A 21,923-nucleotide genomic window follows, 5' to 3' on the forward strand; every position below is an offset into this window, starting at 1 on the left:
TGTTCGGCTGTGTCCCTAGCTGTTGAGCAGTTTCAGCGTGGCCTCATGCACGCGGGCATCGCCGGCGGCGACGATGCGGCCGCCGCTCTGGGCGGGCTTGCCTTCCCAGTTGGTGACGATGCCGCCGGCGCCGGTGACGATGGGGATCAAGGCCGCGATGTCGTAGGGCTTGAGCTCAGTCTCGACCACGAGGTCGAGATGGCCGGCCGCCAGCATGCAGTAGGAATAGCAGTCGCCGCCATAGCGTGACAGTCTCACGGCGTTCTCGACCCGGCCGAAGATCTCGCGGTCGGCGGCGCTCATCAGAAGCGGACTGGTGGTGAAAGAGGTCGCTTCCTTCAGCGACGCGCAGCGGCGCGTGGTCAGTCTTCGCTCGCCTGACGGTCCGGAATAATGCGCCGAGCCGCTGTCGCCGGAAAAACGCTCGCCGATATAGGGCTGGTGCATCATGCCGAACACCGGCGTGCCCTTGTGCAGCAGCGCAATCAGAGTGCCCCAGATCGGAAATCCGGCGATGAAGGATTTGGTGCCGTCGATCGGATCGAGCACCCAGACATAGTCGGCATCCTGGCGCTCGTTGCCGAACTCCTCGCCGACGATGCCGTGCTGGGGAAAATTCGCTTTGATCAGGCGGCGCATCACCGCTTCGGCGGCGCGGTCGGCTTCCGTGACCGGGTCGAAATCGCTCGCGCTCTTGTTGTCGATCGAGAGCGAGGTCCGGAAGAACGGCAGGATGGTCTCGCCCGAAGCCGTGGCAAGGCGCCCGATAAACGCTGTGAAATCGATGACCGTCACGGCTGTCCCTTACCGCACTAGAAATGTCGGCCTATTGCCTATCCCAATCCGGGCGGCGGCGCACGATCAACGCGGCGTTATTCCCACCCGTCTTTGGGGGCCTAGCTTTCGAATCGGCTTTCGAACGGGCTTCGTTTAGGCGTGGATTTTTGGTTAGCGTCGCCATCACGAAGTCGCGATTTTTGGCATACCAGCACTGCAGTGAACACGGAACTCACCCAGATCTGAACGTAAGTGTATGATATTACTGGAATAAATTTCCGTCACCGGCTGTGTTGCCGATTCGCCAGACTGACCCGGTTTGCACCGGAAGCGATCCGAAAACCCTTGCGTTTTGTGCAGCGCGGCCGCATATTGTTGCGGTGCGGTAGCGCCTCGCGCTATCGCTGCCCTCCTTGGGCGTTTCCTCCCTAGACTTGGGCCGCTTGTTCATTCAAGCGGCCCTTTTTTCTTTTCAGGAGTCATTCCGGGATGCGCGAAGCGCAGACCTCAGAGTGCAAGCACATCGGGGAATCTCGAGATTCCGGACTCGCCCGCTTCGCGTGCGCGTCGGAATGACAGTGCCGAAAATTCTACTCCGCCGCCGCCTGGAACGGCCCGAGATCACCCAGCGGCACTTGCGCCAGTGCGTCAGCCAGCGCGACAAAATCGGCGGTCACTTGCGCAAAGCGCGGGCTGCGTTCGCGGCGCCGCTCGTCCATGTAGATCGCGCGATTGAGTTCGAGCTGCACGGTGTGCAGTCCGCTCGCCGGGTTGCCGTAATGCTCCGTGATGAAGCCGCCGGCATAGGGCTTGTTGCGCCCGATCGAATAGCCGAGCCCGCTCATGATCTCTTCGACGACGTCGGGCAGGAGGCTGGCGCAACTGGTGCCGTAGCGGTCGCCGATCACGATGTCGGGCCGCCGCGGCTCGTCCCTGGACACGCCGACCGAGGGCATCGAGTGGCAATCCACCAGGATCACGGTCCCGAACGCCTGATGGGCCTTGTTGATCAGCCGGCGCAGCGCCCGATGATAGGGCTTGTAGAGCGCCTCGATCCGCCCCAGCGCGTCGTCGACGGAAAGCCGCTCGCGATAGATTTCCTGCCCGTCGCCGACCACGCGCGGGATGGTGCCGAGGCCGCCGGCGACCCGCATCGAGCGGGTGTTGGCGAAGCTCGGCAGGCGCCCGGTGAACATCCGCGGATCGAGCTCATAGGGCTCGCGGTTCACGTCGACATAGGAGCGGGGGAAATTGACCCGCACCGTCGGAAAACCCTGCTCGCAGAGGCCGCCGATCAATTCGTCCATGAACGAATCCTCGGAGCGGCGGAGCGCCGCAAGGTCGATCCGGGAGGCGTTGAGAAATGCCGGGGGATAGACCGAGCCGGAATGGGGGGAGTTGAAGATGATCGGCGCGCGCCAGCTCGCCGGCTCCACGATCTCGAACGGGGGCGACAGCTCGCCATCAAACTGGGTCATCGTGGGGCGCCGTCCCTTGAATTTCCGCATTCCCTTCCGCAGCGATCAAGCGATCGATTTTGCCGGTGAAGGGCAGGGTTTGTAAGGATGCATTGTCCGTAATCGTAATCATTCTGCCAAGCGAAAAAAGGCCGCCGTGCTCCTAGAAGGTGTCGCAATCGCCCGAAAAGCGCCGCCTTGATCGATCCTGATATGCGCCGCTAAAGAAACTTGCGCCGCCTGCCGCCGCCAAGAAGCCGTTACCTTCACCCGAAATTTACCCTCTGTCGGGCTTAGTGAGCGGAATGATCCTCCAAGCCGGGTTCGACGACTGACCGCCATGCACAAGATCCTCCTTGCCGAAGACGACAACGACATGCGCCGCTTTCTGGTCAAGGCGCTCGAAAACGCCGGGTTTCAGGTCTCGCCCCATGATAACGGCATGTCGGCCTATCAGCGGCTCCGCGAGGAGCCGTTCGAGATGCTGCTCACCGATATCGTGATGCCCGAAATGGACGGCATCGAGCTGGCGCGTCGCGCCTCGGAACTCGACCCCGACATCAAGATCATGTTCATCACCGGCTTTGCCGCCGTGGCGCTCAATTCCGATTCGGAAGCACCCAAGAACGCCAAGGTGCTGGCCAAGCCCGTTCACCTCCGCGAATTGGTCAGCGAAGTGAACAAGATGCTGGCGGCCTGATTCGGCCTCCATTTCCGTCAAAATCGCTCCAGAAATACATCCAAGTATCCTTGCGGGGGCGCTTTGGAGCCGATATACGGACCCCACCCAATACGGACTTTAGGGCACGTAGCTCAGCGGGAGAGCACTACCTTGACATGGTAGGGGTCACAGGTTCGATCCCTGTCGTGCCCACCAGCCTTCGCTTGCTTCGCAAGCTACGGCTAGGCAAGCCACACTCAGTCCTATCGTAGCGAAGCAAGCGAAGGCTGCCGCGCCGAAGCCACTTGGCGAAGGCGGGCTCGTGCCGCACGCTACGGCTGGGCAAGCCACGCGAAGGCCGTCAGGTCGGAGCGTGTCCGGCGTAGCTTGAACGAAGTGAAAGCGAAGACGGACTGCCGGCTCCTAGCAGTCGAGACAGGCTCACGCACTCAGCCATCACGATTTGGTTGCAACCAACCTCACGCCGGTAACCCCGCCTTGAGCAACCCCGCCTCATGGCGGGCGCGGTCGGCCGCCTGTTTGTAGTGCTGGGTGGCGAGATAGTTGGCCACCGAGAAACCCGGCTCGAGCTTGACGACCTCGGCGGCATGTGCGGCAGCCGCAACGCCGTCGCCCATCTGCGCGAAGATGGCGGCAAGGAAGGCGTGATGGGTGAAGTCGGGCCGCGTGATCCGCGCGAACGCCTCGGCCGCGTCGGCATATTTCTCCGCGCAATAATATGCGCGACCGAGGTGGTTCCAGAAGCGTTCGGGATGAAACGGGTTGAGGCGCATCGCCTTCTTGATCCAGTCGATGCCTTCTTCCGGCCGCCCCAGCCAGGTCAGAAACTCGCCCTGCTGCACCACGACGAGATCATAGTTCGGATTGAGCGCGAGTGCCCGCTCCTGATGGTAAGCCGCTCTTTCATGATCGTTGCGCGTCAGGTTCACCGCGGCCAGGATGCGGTGAACGTCGCTGTCGTTGTCGTCGAGCGCCAGCGCGATCTGCAACTCGTCGGCCACCTGCTGGAAGGTGGCGTCGCGATCTTCGCACCAGCCATAAACCCACGTCTGGCCCAGTACGCATGCCTTCCATGCGTGGGCGTGCGCATAGTCCGGATCAAGCGCAAGCGCGCGTTCGAGCAGGGCCTGCGCTTCGGCGTTGGCCTCCCGCTGTGAGCGGTGGTGCAGCACCTTGGCGGCCAGCACGCACTCATAGGCCGCCATGTTGTCGGTCCGCTGGCGCTTCGCGCGCTCGTGCGTGGCGGCCTCGACGCGGCCGGGAAGGGTGGCAACAATTGCGCCGGTCACCTCGTCCTGGATCGCAAAGATATCCTCGAGCTTGCGGTCATAGCGTTCCGCCCATACGTGCCGGTCGGTTTGCGCATCGATGAGCTGCACCGTGACGCGGACACGATCGCCGACCTTGCGCACGCTGCCTTCCAGCACGTATTCGACGTCGAGCGCGCGTGCGACTTCCTGCACATTCACCGCCTTGCCCTTGTGCACGAAGGTCGAATTGCGCGAGATGACGAGCAGGTCGCGGAATCGCGACAGTTCGGTGATGATATCCTCGGTGAGGCCGTCGGCGAAGAATTCCTGCTCGGGATCGCCGCTCATGTTGACCAGCGGCAGCACGGCGATGGACGGTTTTCGCGTCGTGGTCGTCGCTGTCGCGCCGTCCTTGCCGCTCGCGGGCGCCTCGGCGGCATCCGGTTCCAGCCGCACCCGAAAGACGTGGATCGGACGGCTGATGTTCTTGACGGTCTGGTTGCCGATATCCACAAAGACGATGTCGCCAAGCCGGTCGCCAACCTGATCGCGCACCGCACCCGAGACGCAGATTCCGCCCGGATCGGCAAGCACTTCGAGACGCGCCGCGACGTTGACGCCATCGCCGAAGATATCGTTCTCCTCGATGATCACGTCGCCCAGATTGATGCCGATGCGGAACTGGATCCACCGCGCGGGCGACACGTCGGAATTGCGGCGCGCCATCCGGCGCTGCACCTCGGCGGCGCACGATACCGCGTCAACGACGCTGTGGAACTCCACCAGCATGCCATCGCCGGTCGTCTTGATGATGCGGCCCCGGTTTTTGGCAATCGAGGGATCGATGAGCTCGAGCCGATGGGTTTTGAGGCGTGCGAGTGTCCCCGCCTCGTCGACCTCCATCAGCCGGCTGTAGCCGACCATGTCGGCGGCAAGGACCGCAGCGAGCCTTCGCTCGGGTCCGGGCGCGTCCATTTTCGCCTCGCTGACGGGTAGTCTAGCAGATTTGCCGCGCCGGCCAAGACGAGACGGACGCCAGCGTCATCCCAGTGGATCCCCACTTTAGATTGCAATGATGAGGTAATTCGAAGGTAGTTTGTCTCATGCTCGATGGTCGGGCAACGCCAACAAGCCTGCAAGAATCGAAGGCGCATTGAGCACCGCGAATTTCTCGCGACGGCTCAGATATCCGGCTGCCTCGTCGAAGCTCTCGGCATCTTCGATCTTTGCGCGCGCGATCGCGAGATGCGGGTCGACATCACCGCGGTTTCGCGGCCGCTGGCCAGGCAAGTTATTCAAGTGCGCCTCGCGCAAGTCCGCGTGGCGGTGCAGCTCGTGCAGCGGACAGGAAAGCAGCGAACGCGGCGCGTTGGCCAGTTCGTTGGCCCTCGCCAGTACGATCGGTGGCGCGGTCTGCTCGGGCGTCCTGAACAATCCGGGGACCCGGCTCGGATCGACCGACGACGACAGGATGGCCATTGGAATAGCAAGCAACAGGCCGAGAATCACCGGCATCATCCAGAGCAATAGTGGTAGCGACACCGCGTAGGCGCTGATGGCCATGACGAGCCCAAATAAAGTCGGTACCGCATAGGTGTTGACGGTGTCCCGGCGGGAGACCACGCCATCGTCGCGGCGCTGAACCTGCCACCCCGCATCGCGCCCAAACAGGATTTCCGCAACGGCAGAAGATTGGAAGATCATCATGACCGGCGCGGTCAGGCCCGAAAGGATCGTCTCGGTGACGATGCCGGCCAGCACCCGAAAGCCGCCGCCGAACTTCCTTCGCGTGTCGCGATCGGTGAGAAGCACGATGAAGGCGAGCAGCTTTGGCGCGATCAGCATGCCCATCGTGCCGACGAACACCCATGCCGCCAGGATCGGATCCTGCGCCGGCCAGGTCGGAAACAGCGAATATCCCTTTGGAAAATACTCGGGCCGGACGAATTGCGCCTGCAACGACACCAGGATTCCCAACGTCAAAAAGATCAGCCAGAGCGGCGCGGTGAGATACGATCCAATGCCGGTCAGCAAATGAAGCCGCGAAACCCAGTGAAAGCCGCGCGCGGGAAGCAACGCGAGGTGCTGCAGGTTGCCTTGACACCATCGCCGGTCGCGGGCGGCAAAATCCGACAGCGACGGTGGACACTCCTCGTAGCTGCCTCGAAGCGTCGGCGCCATGTGGACGGCCCATCCGCCCCGCCGCATCATCGCCGCCTCGATGAAGTCGTGGCTGAGAATATGACCGCCGAACGGCTTGCGGCCGCTGAGTTCGGGAAGACCTGCACACTGCGCAAAGGCGCGGACGCGAATGATGGCATTGTGTCCCCAGTAATTGCCTTCCGAGCCGTGCCACCAAGCAATCCCGGCGGCCAGCATCGGGCCGTACAGGCGGCCTGCGAATTGCTGCCATCGGGCGAACAGGGATCGCGCATTGACGATAATCGGCAGCGTCTGAACCAGCGCCACCTTTGGATGTTCCTCCATGGCGGCGACCAAGCGAACGACGGTGTCGCCGGTCATCAAACTGTCGGCATCCAGGATCAACATACATTCGTAGGCGGCGCCGAACCGCCTGACCCATTCCTCGATATTGCCGGACTTGCGCGCGATGTTTTCGGGCCGGTGGCGATAGAAAATCGCCGCCGCGCTGCCGACGTCCCGTCGAAGCTGCAGAAAGCATTTCTCCTCGGCGATCCAGATTGCGGGATCGGTGGTGTCGCTGAGAACAAACCAGTCGAACGCGGCACCGTGCCCGGTCTCCTCGACCGATTCATAAATCGCGCGCAGGCGCGCCAGCACTCGGTAGGGGTCCTCGTTGTAGGTCGGCAGCAGCATCGCCGTCCGGCTGTGGATCGCTGGCAGCGGCGCGGCCGGGTCGATGCCGAGCTCGTTCTTCCTTCGTGTCAAGAGCACCGCGAAGCCGGCAAGCGCCGACATGAAGGAAAACGCGATCCAGGCGAACAGCAGCACGAACAGCACAAGGATGATCGACTCCAGAACCGTGATGCCGCCGACCTGAAGAACCCGGTACATTTCGTAGCAGCCCGCCGACGTCAGGACCGTGGTGCCGGCAAGGATGAATGCGCGCCGAGCCCACATCGACGCAAAGCGCGGGGCAGGTGGCGGCTCGAACCGCCGCAACGGCTGGGCCGCCATGTCCATCGGCGATTCCGGCGGGAGAAATTCGTTCAAGGGAATAGCGCGGGCCGTACGCGAGCCGCGGGTATTCGCTAAGGTGTCCATCGATAGACCCAGACCTCCGATACCGCTTCATTGTCCTGCATCAGCGATGCGCGGAGTTCGACCGGGGCCTTTTCCTTCACAAGCTCGAAGCTCAACCGCCAGCCGCCAATCGCCGGATTTGGCTGGGTGACGATGTTCTGGATTTTGGCCTTCTCGGCCGTCACCACGCCGCGCAAGCTTTGCGGATTGACGGATTTCAGCCTCTCGCCAGTCACGTCGAGCACGAACAGCGCCGCGTTGTCGCCTCGTACGCCGATGCCGGTCCGGGAAAATCGCGCCAGCGATGTCGGCTTGGGGGCACCCGGGCCCCAGTGCAAACGATAGGTGTAGGTATGCTCGCCCTTGGCCGGCAACGCCGCTTTGGGGCGCCAGAACAATGCGATGTTGTCGTGAATCTCTTCCTTGGTCGGAATTTCGAGCAGCTTCACTTCACCTTCGCCCCAATCGCCGATCGGCTCGGCCCACAGGCTCGGTCGTCGCTCGAAATTCGATTCCAGGTCCTGATAGGCGGCAAAATCCCTCTGGCGCTGCATCAGGCCGAAGCCGCGCGGATTGAGATCCGCAAACGAAGAGATCTGAAGATCGCGTGGATTGTGCAACGGCCGCCACAGCTCCTCGCCGCGGCCGTTGAAAACCGCAAGACCGTCTGAATCATGGACCGACGGACGGAAATCTTCGACGTCCTTGCGGTCGTTCGGCCCGAAGAAGAACATGCTGGTCATCGGCGCGAGGCCGGTTTGTTGCAGATCGACGCGGGGATAGATCGCCATTTCAACGTCGAACACCGTGGTGTCGCCGGGGCGGATGGTGAAGCGGTAGGCCGCCGCGGCGCTCTCGCTGTCGAGCAGGGCGTGCACGACAATCGAGTTGGCGCCCGGCGCCGGCTTCTCGATCCAGAACGCCTTGAAGAAGGGGAATTCCTCGCCCTTCGCTTCGCCTGTGTTGATCGCGAGTCCCCGTGCCGAAAGACCGTACAATTGTCCCTTGGCCACGGCGCGGAAATAGCTGGCGCCGAGAAAGACGCAGACTTCATCATAATAGTCGGGTTTGTTGATCGGCGCATGCAGCCGGAAGCCGGCAAAGCCGAGATCGACTGCCGGGCCGGGCGGTGCCAGATCGCCGAACGAAAACAGGTCCGGCCGGTAGGCGATTGGTGCCGCCTGGCCGTCCTTCACTTCGAAGATGTCGACCCGGTTCTTGTAGAAGAATCCACGATGAAAAAACTGCGCTTCGAAGGGCAGCTTTTCGCCGCGCCACAGCGCGCGCTCCGGCAAGAACCGGATCGCCCGATAACGGTCGTAGTCGATATTGGCGAGATTGTCGGGCAGCTTCTCGCTGGGCGCCTTGTACGGCTTGCCTGCGAGGTCGCGCGCGATTTGCCGGACGATCGATCGGTCGAACGGCGCCGGCTGCGCTTGTGCGGTGGACAGAAGCCCGGACGCTACGCCGGTTACCAACGGCAACGCAGAAGCAGCGAGGAAATCCCTGCGATTCACGAAACAACCTCGCGATTACTGAACGACGACTTCGGCAACGCAGTGCACACGGGACGGTTCCCTGTTTCGGAACCGAAATGCCGCTTTTTCCCGATGTGCCTAAGATTCAGTCGGAGGCGCTAGCTTCGCAGCGAGTGGCTGATCCGTGTTACCACGCCGTCCCACTGGCGTTTTTCTGCGGCGGGATAATTGATCAGCACGCAGGTCATGGTGCCGTTGCCGCGGTTGCAGCGGTTGTACCAGATCCGGTCCTTGCGAATGCTGGAGACGACAAAGAAGTCCGGCGTGATCCGCTTGTAGATGATGCCGGCCGGCGGGTTTTGCTTCGCCAGGAACGTGGCAGGGGAATCGTTCTCGGGATTGGGAACGGACTGCACCGTCAGGTCGGCGCGGCGGTCTTCGGTGAAAAACCGCCGCCCGGTTCCACCCTCGGGCGGTCCGGCGTCGCTGCTGAAGATCGAGACCGGCATGTCGACGCTGGTTCCGGCACCCGCGATCACATATTGCCGCCACTCCGTATTCGCCGCGATGGCGAGCGTTGGAACGAAGCTCAAAGCGACGAGGGCAGCGCAAAAGTGAGGCGCACGCATGGAACGATCTCCAGTTCGATTGAGACAATCGTATCCACCGGCGTTCGTTCCAGCTTACGGATATTTCTAGGGCGCAGCCGCGTTCGCGAGATGCTTCCCTGCGATGTAGCCAAACGTCAGCGCGGGCCCCAGCGTAATGCCGGCGCCGGGATAGTTGCCGCCCATGATGCTCGCCATGTCGTTGCCAGCGGCGTACAGACCGGCGATCGGCTGCCCGTGTTCGTCTAGCGCCCGCGCATGTTGGTCGGTTTTGATGCCGGCATAGGTGCCGAGATCGCCGATCACCAGCTTGATGGCATAGAACGGTCCGTCCTTGATCGGTGCGACGCAAGGGTTCGGGCCGTGCAGCGCATCGCCCTGGTAACGGTTATAGGCGCGCGATCCCTTGCCGAATGAAGGATCGCGCCCTTCCGCGGCTGACGCGTTGAACTCGGCGATGGTTGCCTCGAGGCCTTGTCGGTCGATGCCGGTGCGGTCGGCGAGTTCAGCAAGCGTGGTGCCGCGCTTGAGATAGCCGGTGGCGAGATGATGGCGTAGCGGCATCGGAAACGGCGGCACGCATCCCAAACCATATTTTCGCAAGGCGCGGTGATCGCACAGGAGAAAAGCCGTGATCTCTTCGCCGGGCTTCGCCGCCTTGACCATCGCCTGCACGAAGTCGTGGTAGGAGTTGCCTTCATTGGCGAAGCGCTTGCCGTTGCGCATCACGGCGATGACGCCGGGTTTGGCGCGGTCGATGAAGTGTGGCATCACGCCCTTGGAGCCGTCCTTGCGCTCGGTGATCGACACCGGTACCCAGGCCGCGGCATTCGGTAAGGTGTCTTCGATACGGCCTCCCGCCGTCTCGGCCAGTCGCAAGCCGTCGCCGGTGTTGCCGACGGGACCGGGCGAGAAATGCTCGGTGCCATCGCCCGCGTGCGGAAACATCGCCTTGCGCCGTGCGACGTCGTGCGGGAAGCCGCCGCAGGCCAGCACCACGCCGCGCCTGGCGTTGACGCGCACCAGCTTTCCGTGGCGTTCGACGACCGCGCCACGCACTGCGCCATCCTCGACGATCAGTTCATGCACCGGCGATGACAGCCACAGCGGTATCTTCAACTCAAACGCGGATTTCGCCAGCCGCCCGGCGAGTGCATTGCCGTTGGTCAGCGTCATGCCGCGACCGTGGCGCATCACGTCCATCGCATGCTTCGACAGCCGCTTCGCCACGTAGATCGCCGAGGTCAGCGATTTGGTCGCGCGCATGAAATGGACGATGTCCTTGCCGGAGCCCAGCATCATGCCGAACACCGTGAGTTCGGGGAGGGGACTGCCGAGATGCTTGATATGCTCGCCCAGTTCGCGGCCATCGAACGGCCGCGCCACCATCGATCGGCCACCCTGCGCGCCACCGGGCGCTTCGGCGTGATAATCCGGAAACGTCAGCGGCATGTCGAAGCGCACCGCAGTCTTGCTGGTAAAAAAATCCACGGCTTCGGGACCGGCGGAGAGAAACGCATCGACGCGCGCGGCATCAAAGCTGTTGCCGGCCTCATGGCGCAGATAGGTCTTCGCCTGCTCCGGACCTTCCTCGATACCCCAGGCCTTCGCCAACGAGGTGCCGGGAATCCACAGCCAGCCGCCGGAACGCGCGGTGGTGCCGCCAAAGCGCGGCTCCTTCTCGACGATGAGAACATCGAGGCCGTGGTGTCCGGCGGTGACCGCCGCCGACAGGCCGCCGCATCCCGAGCCGATCACCAGCGCGTCGCATTCGTAAGTTTCCTGCTCGTTGCCCGCCACGCGATCTGCCTTTTTCCGATCTTGGGTGGACATTTGGAGGTGATCGGATTTGTCTGTCAATCGCGCGGGCACTTCTTCCTTCTCCCCTTGTGGGAGAAGGTGGATCAATCGCGCAAAGCGCGATTGAGACGGATGAGGGGTCTGTCTCCGCGGAGAGAACCCCTCATCCGGCGCCGTAGCCGATGCGAAGCATCGGCGTTCTAAGAGACGGCGGCCAAAGGCTGCCTATGCCACCTTCTCCCACAAGGGGAGAAGGGAAAGAGCGTTCAATTCCCCGTCTCGAACGAGCAGTCGGCGCCACCGCCCGCCTTTTTCCTGATCTCGGCGGGGTCGAGCGTGCAGTTCAGCTTCGAGAGGCTTTCGGACACCGATCCGGCGGTGCCGTCAGGGGGAACGCCGGCCATGGCTTCGGTTGCAAAGACTTCGCTGGCCCGCCGTCCGGTGATGGTCTGCTTGGCGCCCTTGAATGTCAGCTCGCAGGTGCGCGCGGTGATGTCGACATTGCTGACGCGGCAGACGATCTTGTCCGCCGTGACCGAAATCTTCCTGGCGTAGCGCACGCCCGACTGTCCGACGAAGAGCGCCGAGACGGCTTCCCGTTCATCCGAGGTGAGTAGCGGCGAATAGAGCGCCACGACGCCCGCGAGCGCCAGTGCGGCCTGTCCGCTCGCCGTTGCGGAGGCGGCCGATGCGGTGGACACGCTGCATGTGAGGAGCGCGACGGCGAGAATAGCCGGCCTGCCAAATTTCAGTTGCATTTCGTTCCTCAATTCGACGCGCCCCTTGCGCGAATATCTGGATTGGGATGGCTTCGCCTGTCAATCGCACCACGGTCCTCCCTTTCCCACAAGGGGAGAAGGGAAATGCGGCGTGCATCCAAGGCAGAGCGGCCCTCCAGTTATGCGCTTGCGCCGTCCCCGCATCGGCGTCACAGTTGCGGCCGCGACACCAAGATCGCTGGCAAGACGAAATCCCGAGGAACCTCCATGGCGGCCACGCGGATCGACTGCGATATCCATCCCGCGGTGGGCGGCACCCGCACCACGCTGCTGCCCTATCTCGACGACCACTGGAAAGAACAGGTGGTCAGCCGCGCCATCGACGGCCTCGATCTCAACTCCTATCCGCCCAACATGCCGTTCACCGGCCGCGCCGATTGGCGTCCCGCCAATGGCAAGCCGGGCGGCGAGCTCAAGATGGTGCAGCGCGGCGCATTCGACCAGCTCGGTGCGAGCCACGCCATCTGCAATGTCGTCTATGGCGCGCAGGCGGTGTTCGATTCCTATATGGCGGCCGGCTTCTGCAAGGCGATCAACGACTGGATCGCGGCCGAATGGCTTTCGAAGGATTCGCGGCTGAGTGCGTCGATCGTGTTGCCCTTGCAGGCGCCGGATCTGGCAGTGGAGGAAATCGAGCGCAGGGCCGGCGACAACCGCTTCGTCTCCGTGCTGGTGCTGGCGCAGGGCGAGACGCTGCTCGGACGCCGGCACTATTGGCCGGTGTGGCAGGCGGCCGCGAAACACAAGCTGCCGGTCGCGATCCATGCCGGCAGCGCCTATCGCACCGCGCCAAGCTCGATCGGCTGGCCGTCCTATCGCTACGAATATTATCTCGCCGAAGCGCAGGCGTTTCAGGCCCAGCTCCTGAGCCTGATCTATGAGGGTGTGTTCGGCAAATTCCCCGATCTCAAGGTCGTGCTGATGGAATCCGGCGTGAGCTGGCTGCCGGCCTTCATGTGGCGCGCCAACAAGACCTGGCGCGGCGTGCGCGTCGAGGTGCCCTGGGTCGAGCGCGAGCCGGCCGCGATCATTCGCGACCATGTCCGCGTCACCATGCAGCCGTTTGATGGTCCGCCGGATGCCGCTGGCGTCGCCGATGTCATCGAGCAGATCGGCTCCGACAAGATGTTCCTGTTCGCGTCGGACTATCCGCACTGGCAATTCGACGGCGATGATCCGATGCCGCCGCATCTGCCAGCCAGCATTGCTTCGCGCATGTGCGCCGATAACCCGCTTGAGACGTTTCCGCGGCTGAAGCTTGCCGCGTGAACCATAAATTCCAAGGAGGATCGCATGAGTGACGTCATCGACCGCCCCATTCTCGGCGAGGAAATCGCCGCCCAGAGCCGGCTGCGCATCATCGATTGCGATGTGCATCCGAGCATTCATGCGCATGCCGATATCGAGCAGTTCATGCCGAGGCGCTGGCAGGAGCATTTGCGCACCTATGGCAGCCATCTGCGCACGCCCTATATCGGCACCACACCCTATCCGCGCTCCTCGCCGCTGATCGCGCGCCGCGACGCCTGGCCGCCGACCGGCGGGCCGCCGGGCTCCGATCTCGATTTCATGCGCAAGCAGCACCTCGATCCGCTCGATGTCGAGTACGGCATCTTGCAGGTGCTCGATCTCTTCATCTTCTCGCAGCAGAACCTGGAATTTGGCGCCGCGGTCCAGCGCGCCATCAATGACTGGCAGCTTGCGTTCTGGTCCGACCGCGATCCGCGCTTGAAAGCCTCGATCCTCGCCGGGCAGGACGATACAGAGAGTTCGCGATCGCCGAGATCGAGCGCTGCGCCAGGATCGGCCGCTATGTGCAGATCAATGTCTGCCCGCGCGCCAACGAGCCGCTCGGCCGCCGCCGCTACTGGCCGATCTATGCCCGCGCGCAGGAATTGGGCTTGCCGCTCGGCATTCATGTCGGCGGCTATGGCGGGCATGCGCCGACCGGCGGCGGCTGGCCGTCTTATTATGTCGAGGAGCACCAGTCGAACGCGCACACCATGGCGGCGCAGCTCACCAGCCTCGTGCTCGAAGGCGTGCCCGAGCGGTTCCCGAATCTGAAGATCGTCTTCATCGAAGGCGGCTTTGGCTGGATCCCATCGGCCACCTGGCGCATGGACCGGCATTTCGAGGCGTTCCGCAGCGAGGTGCCGCATCTCAAGCGGCGGCCTTCAGAGTATGTGAAGGAGCATTTCTGGTTCACGACGCAGCCGATCGACGAGCCCGATGAGGCAAAGCATCTGCGCTCGCTGATCGAATGGGTCGGTGCCGATCGTCTGCTGTTCTCGTCGGACTATCCACATTGGGATTTCGACGATCCGCGCTATGCCTTCAAGACGCCGCTGACGGAAAACGAGCGCCGGAAAATCTTCAACGGCAACGCGCGCGCGCTCTACAAGCTCTAACAGGATCACATGGCCCGTCACATCGTCGCCCGCACGACAGACATCCCGCCCGGCGGCAACAAGGTCTTTGGCGTCGAGGGCCGTGACATCGTCGTGTTCCACGTCAATGGCGAGTTCTTCGCGCTGCTCAATCGCTGCCCGCATGAGGGCGCGCCGCTGGAAAAGGCTGCCTGCGTGGCGCGGCTGACCTCGCCGGAGCCGGGTGTCTATCAGCGCTCGCGCGTCGGCGAATTGTTGCGTTGCCCGTGGCACGGCTGGGAATTCGACATGCGCAATGGGCAATCGTATTTCGATCCGAAGCGGGTGAAGGTGCGTTCGTATCCGGTAGCAGTCGAAAGCGGCGAGGAACTGCAGAAGGGTCCTTACGTGGCCGAGACGTTTCCGGTGCATGTCGAGGACAGCTACGTGATTGTCGAGATGTAGTCCGTAGGGTGGGCAAAGGCGCACTTGCGCCGTGCCCACCATCCAGCACTCTGCTCGCAATGGTGGGCACGCTTCGTTTTGCCCACCCTACGGCTTGTGTCGATCGCGGCGCGACATAACGGCCTGCACCTTGACTGAACTCCTTAGCGGGAGATGGATATGACTCATCGCATGTTGTGGCGGCCGCCCTTGAAGGTTCTCGCGTGGCTCGTCGGTTTGCTGTGTCTGTCGGCGACGGCGGCCGACGTCGCGCATGCCTGCACGTGCGATTCGATCTCGCCTGCCGAGGGTTTTGCACGCACTCAGTACGTCTTCATCGGCAACGTGCTGGACGTGAAAGGTCACACCTGGACCGTAGACGTCGATCGCGTCTGGAAGGGGGCCGACAAACTGGCCGCCCGCGTCAGGCTGCTGGACGTCTACAAGGACATGGATTGCGAATTTTACTTCGAGCCGGGCCGCGCCTACCTCTTCTTCGCGATCGTGGCGAAGAGCAGCCGCTATGTGTTCTATCAACCCGAGGTGTGCAACTGGACCAGCCCATTGCGCTCGAAGCGCGTCGCCGGCCCGCACGGCCAAGTCTGGCTTGAAGATTTGATCGTGGAGAATTACGGCCCGGGCGAGCCTCCAAGAGGCGAGGATCCATGGAAACGCCTGCAGGAGCACGACCGCGACGATCGAGACTGACTGTGACGTTATCTTCGAGGTCTAATCAGACTTCCCCGTCAGCCCATCGACCATCGCGCGCACGATAGCCGCGATCTCTTCGCGCAGTGCCTCGACCGGCACCGCGATCAGCTTCTGTTCGAGCCCGAGCAGCACCATGCCGTGCACAGCCGAGAAAAGACTTCGCGCCGTCACGCCGAGTTCGGCCGGCGTTCGCATCGGAAAGAGTTTGGCGAGCGGGTGATAGATGTGGCGGAACAGATCCATCTGTTCGCTGATCGCCCATTCCGGCACCGGCTTGCCCGGCGCCATCCGATGCTCGAACAGCGCACGCCATAGTTCGAGATTTTCGGCGGCGAAATCGCAATAGGCGACCGCGATACGCACCAGCGTTTCGCGAGGGGAGGCGGGGCCGTCGGCTTCGGCTGATGTGAGCGCGGCGTCGAGGCGCGCCAGCGTGCGCGATCCGACCCGCAGGATCAGTTCGTCGACGTCCTCGACGAGATTGTAGACCGCGCCGTTGGCGACGCCGATGTCCCGGGCCAGATCGCGGGTTTTTAGACCCGCCAATCCATCTGCGGCAATCCGTCGCTCCCCGGCCAGAATCAAGGATTCTCGGTGAATGGCTCGTCTTTCCAATGCCTTGGACATTTTCCACCTGTCTTGAGCGCCGCTCAAAATAATTCTTGAGCAATGCTCACGATGTGCTACAACTAATTCATGAGCAGTGCTCATAACACAGGGAGCTACCGATGTTCAAAACTGTTTTGACGCTTTTCCGGGGCAGCGTGGCTGTCGCGGGGGAAGAACTGGAAGACCGCGCGGCGCTGCTCATTCTCGATCAGCAGATGCGCGATGCGGCGGCCGCCGTCGAACGTTCCAAGCGCTCGCTGGCGCTGGCGATCGCAGGCGACCAGCAGGAAGGCCGCCGTCTCGACGCCACCAACGCGCGGATCGCCGACCTCGAAGTTCGCGCCACCGCTGCGCTCGATGGCGGAAGGGAAGATCTCGCCCGCGAGGCGGCGCAGGCGATCGCCAATCTCGAAGCCGACCGCGATGCCGCGATGACCGCGCGGACGCTGTTCGCGACTGAAATCACGCGAATGAAGCGTCAGGTCAGCACTGCCGAGGCGCGGATCACCGAGCTCGAGCGCGGCCGTCGCATCGCCCGTGCGGCCGAAGCAGTTCGCAATCTTCGTAGGGGCGGCATCGAAGCGGCACGTCCTTACGAATCCACGCTGCCGGAAGCGGAGAACACGCTGAAGCGCCTGCGCGAGCGGCAGATCGAGGCCCAGGCCGCCGCCGACGCACTGATCGAACTCGACGCGGCCAGCGGTCCGCTGGCGACCGCCGAAAAGCTCGCCGAACAGGGCTTTGGCCCTCGGCTCAAATCAACCGCGGACGACGTGCTCGCGCGGCTGAACGCCAAACGCACGCAAGCTGCCTGACACTGAACCCGATCGATTAAAACCCATATCAACAGGAGATTATCATGAACCAGAATGTCCAACCCCACAGCGGTGCCTGGGTTACCTTCACCTATGTCTCATTCTCTGCCTCCGCCTTCATGGTCGCCATCGGCGTGTTCTTCCTGCCGCTCGATCTTTGGATCAAGGGCTATCTGGCGATGGGCATCGTCATGCTGGTGCAGTCCTGCGTCACCCTGACCAAGACCGTGCGCGACATGCACGAGAGCGGCAAGCTGGTGAACCGCATCGAGGACGCCAAGGCCGAGCGGCTGCTGATGGAAGTTTCCAAGGCCGCCTGATTTCAAAGCTGCCTGATTTCGAAGCCCGCGTAACCTGTGACGCGGTGCTGGCGAGGATGGGCGGCGGGTGCCTCGGCATCCGCCGTCTGTTCGCCGGCTTCGATGATCAAGCCGCTCAACATTTTGCTAGAAAGTCGGCTTCGATGAAAAGAGCGTTCGTATTCCTCGTGGTGGCACCGGTGTCGGTGTTTGTCATCGTCTTCTTGTCGTGTGTCGCCATCTTTGGTGGAAAATCCGTGGACCTCGCAGCCTTATGCGCGGTGGTGCTGGCCGTCGTCACCTTGCCGGCGTCGGTGACCGCAGGGTTTGCGGATGGATATCTTAGCGTTTTGTCGATCTCATTGCGGGCGTACCTGACCGCGATGGTTGGAGCGGCGATTGCCACGGGCGAAGCCCTTGTGCTGTTCAGTAGTTTGTTGCCGTCATCAATCGTGCTGACGCTCGCCATTGGCGGCGCTGTCCTGATGGGCGCATGTTCGTTGTTGTCGCACGACTATAAAGGCCGGCAGCAGCATTCCCTTGAACCGGTCAGTGCGTGAAGAAGGGATGCTGCAGATCGCGTAACCTGTCACGGCGGTTAGCGAGGGCGGACGGCGGGGATCTCGGCACCCCGTTTTGCTTGTCCGGGATGGGCCCGTCCTTTCGTTCCCCACCAAAGGAATGCCCATGCCTTTTGAGAATCCTGCTCAGAATGATGGTAGCCACGGGCATCCGATTTCGCCCGGACTGCGAAGAGCGCTCGTGTTCGTTTTGCTGGGTCCGGTATTCGGAGTCTTCGCTGCATTGCTGGTGGCGGCCGTCGCGGCCGGGGGAGCTCCCGTCGACATTTACCCCATTCACATTGTGTTTTTCTTCAGCCTGATCATATGTGCGGCTACCGGACCTATTGACGGAGTCCTGACCTATATCGTGCCCATTTCTTTGCGGGTGCCTTTGACCACAATCGCCGGGGGGGGGGGGCCGTTGCCGTCGGACTAAGCCTCTGTTTGTGGGTTCAACTGGGGAACAAGGTGGTGCCACCGCCGCTGTGCTCGCTGATTCCGATCGTAATCATCGGGGCACTCTCCGCTGGTGCCTGCTCCTTGCTCTCGCACAATCGTCGCAGCCAACCGGCCTGATCCGGCAGGCGTCGGCCGTTCCTGCATCAATCATTTTTGATGCGGCCGCTCAAGATATCGTTTACCTTCGAACAACCTGAAGATGCTCGGCTCATAGCTTGTTAACTGACGCGGGTGCAGAAACTCGGACGGGTTAAGTCGCGCAATTGAATGCGCGAAACCCACGCAAGCGGTCTGCGATTTTCGATCGGCATATTATCATCAGCAGGATGGCGCCATGAATCAGAATTCCCCGCATCACAGCAATGCCTGGGTCACCTTCACCTACGCTTCGTTCGGCGCCTCAGCCTTCCTGGTCGCGATCGGCGTCTACTTTCTCCCCGTCGATCTCTGGATCAAGGGCTACCTCGCGATGGGCATCGTGATGCTCATTCAGTCCTGCGTCACCCTGACCAAGACGGTCCGCGACGTTCACGAGAGCAGCCGGATGGTCAACCGCATCGAGGATGCCAAGGCCGAGCGGCTCTTGATGGAAGTTTCCAAGACTTCGTAGATCAAGGCGTCGTAGATCAAGGCTTCGTAAAACCAAGCCGCGTATCCTGTGGCGCGGTCCTGGCGAAGGCAGGCGGCGGGTGCTTGCGCATCCGCCGTTTGCGTATCTTGTGGGGCGTTCGACGCATTCAATACATCGTTTACCTTGCTGCAGCCGCAACTCGCCGCAATCATGGGTCCTTAACGGGCGGGGCGCACAAGTTTGGCCCCGGTGCAGGCGGGTCGCATGGCGTCTTTCTGGAGCGATAATTCGGCGATACGTCGCGGTCTGGCGCAGGTCGGGTCCACCGCCGGGCGCCTGCGCGGTTACGCCGCTTTCTGGCTGAAGGCGCTGCGCCAGCCCACCATCGATCTTGCCCTGCGCACCCATTCCGGGCTGGTCACGCGGATTGTCGAGGCCCCCGGCCTGTCGCTCTCCGAAGCCGAACTCGACGCACTGGTGTCGCAACTGCGCGTCGTCGCCGCCAAGTCGTTGCCGGAGGAGGACCTTACCTACGGCATATTCTCCGGCGAGCGCGAACGGCTTTCGCGTGCTATCGTTACGCTGATCTCCGAGGAAGCGACCGGGCGGCCGATCGCCTTCAACGCGCTGTCGGTCATGGAAGTCGAACTTGACGGCGAGCCGGTGGAGGTCACGCATCTCGGCCTTGTCATGGTCGATCCCGATGAGCGCGGGCAGGGGCTCTCCTGGGTGCTGTATGGCCTGACGGCACTGGTTCTGTTTGTCCGTGACGGCCTGCGTCCGAAATGGATCTCGAACGTCACGCAGGTGCCGTCGGTGGTCGGCATGGTCAGCCAGACCTTTTCCGATGTCTTTCCGTCGCCGCATCCGGACGCACGCCAGAGCTTTGCGCATCTGCAACTGGCGCGCGGCATCATGTCCCGTCATCGCGCCGTGTTCGGCGTGGGTGAGGAAGCCGGTTTTGACGAGGCCCGGTTTGTCATCACCAATGCCTATACCGGCGGATCGGACGCGCTGAAGAAAACCTTCGAAGTCGCGCCGAAGCATCGCGACGAGCAATATAACGCCTGGTGCGCGCGCGAACTCGATTACGGAAGGGGCGACGACGTCCTTCAGATTGGTCGCATCGATCTTGCCGGCGCGCGCCGCTACATCCAGCAGGATGTGCCGGCCGGCTCGTTGCCGGCGCTGCTCGCGGCCTCCGCCGTGCTGGCGCTGCAGCGGCTGATACTGCCGGTGGTTTACTGGTTCGACGATACGCGTCCGTTCGGCAGCCTGCGCCCATGGCTGGGGAACGGCCGATGACGCTAGGTGAAATGACATCTGGCATGATCGCCGATTCCATCGTCAATTTCTGCGGCGCGATCGGGCTTGGCGTCGCCATGGTCACGCTCCACCGGCGCGATCCCAAGGGTCCGCTGACCCGGCGGCTTCTGGTCGCGCTTGGCATTATCGCGTCGCTGTTCCTGGTGCGTGGCACGGCGTGGTGGAGCGGCAGCGCGGTGCTAAATAATTTGTCGGCGATTCCGGCTGCGCTGATCCCGCTCGGCGGATTGATCGTCACCGAAGGCATTTTGCGGCGTCATGCCCCGCGATGGGCCAAGATCGCAATTCTGACCGGCGGCATCGCGCTTGGTCTCGCCGGCGCTGCCGGACTGGAAACCCTCGCAATGCCCGCCGCCATGCTGCTTGCGTTGTTCCAGCTTGGCGGTTTCGCCATCTGCGCCTGGCTGCTGGCGACGCGCGACCGGACCACGCTGATGGCGTCGGAAAATCGCAGCATCGCTCGCCTCGCCGTGGGCGCCGTTCTGGTCATTCCCTTCATCGTCACCGATTTCAGGGTGCTGGTGCCGGACATCCCGGTCAGGCTCGGAGCATTGGGGGCGCTGCTCGTAGTGACAGCGATCCTGATCGCGGAACGTGGTGCGGAAACGCAGCGTCAGGCGCTGACAGTCCTGCGGCTGTCGAGTTCGGCGCTTCTCGGGATTGCCGCGGCGTTTGTCGCGCCGGATGCCGATGCGGCGCAGGTCATGCGATTTTGCGCCATCGCCATCGCAGGCGTTCTCACCATCGGGCTGATGGTGGACGCGTTGCGCGCCCACTTCGAAGCGCAGGTGCCCGGCGTTCTCAATTCCGTCGCGGTCTCGCCGGCCCAGACGCGCGATGCGCTGATAGCGGAACTCGCGCGCCATCCGATCTTCGAGAGTGCCCGGCGTTATCGGGAGAGCGAACTCCTGACTTACGATCCGCCGTTGCTGCGCGATTTCCTGTCGAGCCGGCGGGTGCTGCGCCGTCCCGACGCGCCGTGGGGCCTGACATCGTCCGATCCTGCCGTCGAGCGCGTGGTGTCACTGCTGGCGGCCAACAGCGCGACACATCTCATCGTCCTCTCGCACGATCCGATCGACGTCATCGCGCTCGCGGTTCCCGTGATTTCGGCCGATCCGGCCACCGAAACCGCGCTGGCGCTGGTGCGGCGTCTGCTGGCGCTGACGCCGGAGACGACGTGACATTCCGTATTCGTCACGAGATTTTTCACGCGCGACTTACGAAATGCATCGAGACTGTGATAAGACCGCGGCCGTAGCGTTCATGACGGGGCAGGCCGATGTCGAAGCAAGCGATGCGCGAGGAGGCCGAGCGCCTGATCCGCGAGACGATGGCAAAGAAGGCCATCGTCGTCAAACAGGGTAACACCCGGATCGAGGCGGTCTGCGGCAAATGCGGCGCGCCCAACCGCGTCCAGGCGGAAAAGGGCGAAACCCGCGTCAAATACACCTGCAAGCAATGCGGCGACAAGCAGGTGACGCTTTAGAGGTTCGCGGTTCGTAGGGTGGGCAAAGGCGCGTAGCGACGTGCCCACCACTCAATGCCGCGCTCGCGATGGTGGGCACGCTTCGCTCTGCCCACCCTCATATGAGGGCTTTTGAGTCAAGCGTGCCGACTGGTGGCTTGGATGTGAATTTTGTATTCGGTGGAGTGGCGGCGCGCGGAGCCATGCGTAGCGCAGCGTGCCGCCGCGGTCGGTGC

At 62.8% G+C, this 21,923-nt stretch carries 20 protein-coding genes, 1 tRNA gene and 1 pseudogene; 13 read left to right on the plus strand and 9 right to left on the minus strand.

Annotation, left to right across the window (positions count from 1 at the left end; all coding sequences use genetic code 11):
* Positions 1–15: 15 nt before the first annotated feature.
* Together hisN and AC0QUY_RS36740 are read right to left on the minus strand one after the other, a co-directional pair.
* On the minus strand, positions 16–795 hold the full coding sequence (hisN, locus tag AC0QUY_RS36735) for a histidinol-phosphatase (RefSeq protein ID WP_475390895.1): 780 nt from the start codon (positions 793–795) through the stop codon (positions 16–18).
* A gap of 572 nt (positions 796–1,367) precedes the next feature.
* Positions 1,368–2,255: an N-formylglutamate amidohydrolase gene (locus AC0QUY_RS36740; protein WP_475390897.1), complete on the minus strand. Its 888-nt coding sequence runs from the start codon at positions 2,253–2,255 to the stop codon at positions 1,368–1,370.
* A gap of 319 nt (positions 2,256–2,574) precedes the next feature.
* Between AC0QUY_RS36740 and cpdR the strand changes: the two genes are divergently transcribed.
* Both cpdR and AC0QUY_RS36750 read left to right on the plus strand, forming a co-directional pair.
* Complete coding sequence (gene cpdR / locus AC0QUY_RS36745) at positions 2,575–2,934, plus strand: cell cycle two-component system response regulator CpdR (RefSeq protein ID WP_027539837.1); 360 nt, start codon at positions 2,575–2,577, stop codon at positions 2,932–2,934.
* Positions 2,935–3,036: 102 nt separating this feature from the next.
* Positions 3,037–3,111, plus strand: a tRNA-Val gene (locus AC0QUY_RS36750).
* Positions 3,112–3,374: 263 nt separating this feature from the next.
* On the opposite strand, the gene AC0QUY_RS36755 is transcribed toward AC0QUY_RS36750, so the two are convergent.
* From AC0QUY_RS36755 to AC0QUY_RS36780, 6 genes are all read right to left on the minus strand, one after another.
* On the minus strand, positions 3,375–5,141 hold the full coding sequence (locus tag AC0QUY_RS36755) for an adenylate/guanylate cyclase domain-containing protein (protein ID WP_475390898.1): 1,767 nt from the start codon (positions 5,139–5,141) through the stop codon (positions 3,375–3,377).
* Between the two features lie 126 nt (positions 5,142–5,267).
* Positions 5,268–7,412 (minus strand): glucans biosynthesis glucosyltransferase MdoH, encoded by a 2,145-nt coding sequence (gene mdoH / locus AC0QUY_RS36760; RefSeq protein WP_475390899.1) that lies wholly within the window; start codon positions 7,410–7,412, stop codon positions 5,268–5,270.
* On the minus strand, positions 7,400–8,908 hold the full coding sequence (locus AC0QUY_RS36765) for a glucan biosynthesis protein G (protein ID WP_475390901.1): 1,509 nt from the start codon (positions 8,906–8,908) through the stop codon (positions 7,400–7,402). Before AC0QUY_RS36765 ends, mdoH begins: the two co-directional genes overlap by 13 nt.
* 119 nt (positions 8,909–9,027) lie before the next feature.
* Positions 9,028–9,498: a hypothetical protein gene (locus tag AC0QUY_RS36770; protein ID WP_475390902.1), complete on the minus strand. Its 471-nt coding sequence runs from the start codon at positions 9,496–9,498 to the stop codon at positions 9,028–9,030.
* Between the two features lie 66 nt (positions 9,499–9,564).
* The gene (locus AC0QUY_RS36775) at positions 9,565–11,310 is read right to left on the minus strand and encodes an FAD-dependent oxidoreductase (protein ID WP_475390903.1); all 1,746 of its coding nucleotides are present in this window, start codon (positions 11,308–11,310) and stop codon (positions 9,565–9,567) included.
* Between the two features lie 233 nt (positions 11,311–11,543).
* Positions 11,544–12,035: a hypothetical protein gene (locus tag AC0QUY_RS36780; RefSeq protein ID WP_371419360.1), complete on the minus strand. Its 492-nt coding sequence runs from the start codon at positions 12,033–12,035 to the stop codon at positions 11,544–11,546.
* 228 nt (positions 12,036–12,263) lie between these two features.
* Between AC0QUY_RS36780 and AC0QUY_RS36785 the strand changes: the two genes are divergently transcribed.
* The 4 genes and pseudogenes from AC0QUY_RS36785 to AC0QUY_RS36800 all read left to right on the plus strand — a co-directional run bounded on the left by AC0QUY_RS36785 (position 12,264) and on the right by AC0QUY_RS36800 (position 15,574).
* On the plus strand, positions 12,264–13,325 hold the full coding sequence (locus AC0QUY_RS36785; RefSeq protein WP_475390920.1) for an amidohydrolase family protein: 1,062 nt from the start codon (positions 12,264–12,266) through the stop codon (positions 13,323–13,325).
* A 24-nt stretch (positions 13,326–13,349) separates the two neighbouring features.
* A pseudogene (locus tag AC0QUY_RS36790) lies at positions 13,350–14,464 on the plus strand (amidohydrolase family protein).
* Positions 14,465–14,473: 9 nt separating this feature from the next.
* Positions 14,474–14,887, plus strand: a complete 414-nt coding sequence (locus AC0QUY_RS36795) for a Rieske (2Fe-2S) protein (protein ID WP_161849862.1) — start codon at positions 14,474–14,476, stop codon at positions 14,885–14,887.
* A gap of 159 nt (positions 14,888–15,046) precedes the next feature.
* Positions 15,047–15,574, plus strand: a complete 528-nt coding sequence (locus AC0QUY_RS36800) for a hypothetical protein (protein WP_475390905.1) — start codon at positions 15,047–15,049, stop codon at positions 15,572–15,574.
* 21 nt (positions 15,575–15,595) lie between these two features.
* Here AC0QUY_RS36800 and AC0QUY_RS36805 read toward each other — a convergent pair whose 3' ends face one another.
* Complete coding sequence (locus AC0QUY_RS36805) at positions 15,596–16,204, minus strand: TetR/AcrR family transcriptional regulator (RefSeq protein WP_475390907.1); 609 nt, start codon at positions 16,202–16,204, stop codon at positions 15,596–15,598.
* A gap of 101 nt (positions 16,205–16,305) precedes the next feature.
* Here AC0QUY_RS36805 and AC0QUY_RS36810 point away from each other — a divergent pair, with 101 nt between their 5' ends.
* The 7 genes from AC0QUY_RS36810 (at position 16,306) to AC0QUY_RS36840 (ending at position 21,708) form a co-directional block, all read left to right on the plus strand.
* Positions 16,306–17,001 carry a PspA/IM30 family protein gene (locus tag AC0QUY_RS36810; RefSeq protein WP_475390909.1) on the plus strand — a complete coding sequence of 232 codons (696 nt, stop codon included), beginning with the start codon at positions 16,306–16,308 and terminating at the stop codon, positions 16,999–17,001.
* Positions 17,002–17,045: 44 nt separating this feature from the next.
* On the plus strand, positions 17,046–17,321 hold the full coding sequence (locus AC0QUY_RS36815; RefSeq protein WP_057851999.1) for a YiaA/YiaB family inner membrane protein: 276 nt from the start codon (positions 17,046–17,048) through the stop codon (positions 17,319–17,321).
* 56 nt (positions 17,322–17,377) lie between these two features.
* Positions 17,378–17,860 (plus strand): hypothetical protein, encoded by a 483-nt coding sequence (locus AC0QUY_RS36820; protein ID WP_475390911.1) that lies wholly within the window; start codon positions 17,378–17,380, stop codon positions 17,858–17,860.
* 796 nt (positions 17,861–18,656) lie between these two features.
* A complete protein-coding gene (locus AC0QUY_RS36825; protein WP_475390913.1) occupies positions 18,657–18,932 on the plus strand; it encodes a YiaA/YiaB family inner membrane protein in 276 nt (91 codons plus the stop codon).
* Between the two features lie 225 nt (positions 18,933–19,157).
* A complete protein-coding gene (locus tag AC0QUY_RS36830; RefSeq protein ID WP_475390916.1) occupies positions 19,158–20,198 on the plus strand; it encodes a hypothetical protein in 1,041 nt (346 codons plus the stop codon).
* Between the two features lie 11 nt (positions 20,199–20,209).
* Positions 20,210–21,403 (plus strand): hypothetical protein, encoded by a 1,194-nt coding sequence (locus tag AC0QUY_RS36835; protein WP_475390922.1) that lies wholly within the window; start codon positions 20,210–20,212, stop codon positions 21,401–21,403.
* 98 nt (positions 21,404–21,501) lie between these two features.
* Positions 21,502–21,708: a hypothetical protein gene (locus AC0QUY_RS36840; protein ID WP_057838027.1), complete on the plus strand. Its 207-nt coding sequence runs from the start codon at positions 21,502–21,504 to the stop codon at positions 21,706–21,708.
* The last annotated feature ends 215 nt before the right edge of the window (positions 21,709–21,923 follow it).

The sequence above is a fragment of the Bradyrhizobium sp. WYCCWR15520 genome (assembly GCF_056174665.1).

What these genes read in the sequence shown, in the direction of transcription:
- AC0QUY_RS36770 (WP_475390902.1), bottom strand. Translation starts at nt 9,498, where the DNA reads ATGCGTGCGCCTCACTTTTGCGCTGCCCTCGTCGCTTTGAGCTTCGTT.
- AC0QUY_RS36830 (WP_475390916.1), top strand. Translation starts at nt 19,158, where the DNA reads ATGGCGTCTTTCTGGAGCGATAATTCGGCGATACGTCGCGGTCTGGCG.
- AC0QUY_RS36825 (WP_475390913.1), top strand. Translation starts at nt 18,657, where the DNA reads ATGAATCAGAATTCCCCGCATCACAGCAATGCCTGGGTCACCTTCACC.
- AC0QUY_RS36740 (WP_475390897.1), bottom strand. Translation starts at nt 2,255, where the DNA reads ATGACCCAGTTTGATGGCGAGCTGTCGCCCCCGTTCGAGATCGTGGAG.
- AC0QUY_RS36795 (WP_161849862.1), top strand. Translation starts at nt 14,474, where the DNA reads ATGGCCCGTCACATCGTCGCCCGCACGACAGACATCCCGCCCGGCGGC.
- AC0QUY_RS36780 (WP_371419360.1), bottom strand. Translation starts at nt 12,035, where the DNA reads ATGCAACTGAAATTTGGCAGGCCGGCTATTCTCGCCGTCGCGCTCCTC.
- AC0QUY_RS36800 (WP_475390905.1), top strand. Translation starts at nt 15,047, where the DNA reads ATGACTCATCGCATGTTGTGGCGGCCGCCCTTGAAGGTTCTCGCGTGG.
- AC0QUY_RS36805 (WP_475390907.1), bottom strand. Translation starts at nt 16,204, where the DNA reads ATGTCCAAGGCATTGGAAAGACGAGCCATTCACCGAGAATCCTTGATT.
- AC0QUY_RS36785 (WP_475390920.1), top strand. Translation starts at nt 12,264, where the DNA reads ATGGCGGCCACGCGGATCGACTGCGATATCCATCCCGCGGTGGGCGGC.
- AC0QUY_RS36840 (WP_057838027.1), top strand. Translation starts at nt 21,502, where the DNA reads ATGTCGAAGCAAGCGATGCGCGAGGAGGCCGAGCGCCTGATCCGCGAG.
- AC0QUY_RS36820 (WP_475390911.1), top strand. Translation starts at nt 17,378, where the DNA reads ATGGGCGGCGGGTGCCTCGGCATCCGCCGTCTGTTCGCCGGCTTCGAT.
- AC0QUY_RS36775 (WP_475390903.1), bottom strand. Translation starts at nt 11,310, where the DNA reads ATGTCCACCCAAGATCGGAAAAAGGCAGATCGCGTGGCGGGCAACGAG.
- AC0QUY_RS36835 (WP_475390922.1), top strand. Translation starts at nt 20,210, where the DNA reads ATGACATCTGGCATGATCGCCGATTCCATCGTCAATTTCTGCGGCGCG.
- AC0QUY_RS36815 (WP_057851999.1), top strand. Translation starts at nt 17,046, where the DNA reads ATGAACCAGAATGTCCAACCCCACAGCGGTGCCTGGGTTACCTTCACC.
- AC0QUY_RS36755 (WP_475390898.1), bottom strand. Translation starts at nt 5,141, where the DNA reads ATGGACGCGCCCGGACCCGAGCGAAGGCTCGCTGCGGTCCTTGCCGCC.
- mdoH (WP_475390899.1), bottom strand. Translation starts at nt 7,412, where the DNA reads ATGGACACCTTAGCGAATACCCGCGGCTCGCGTACGGCCCGCGCTATT.
- cpdR (WP_027539837.1), top strand. Translation starts at nt 2,575, where the DNA reads ATGCACAAGATCCTCCTTGCCGAAGACGACAACGACATGCGCCGCTTT.
- AC0QUY_RS36810 (WP_475390909.1), top strand. Translation starts at nt 16,306, where the DNA reads ATGTTCAAAACTGTTTTGACGCTTTTCCGGGGCAGCGTGGCTGTCGCG.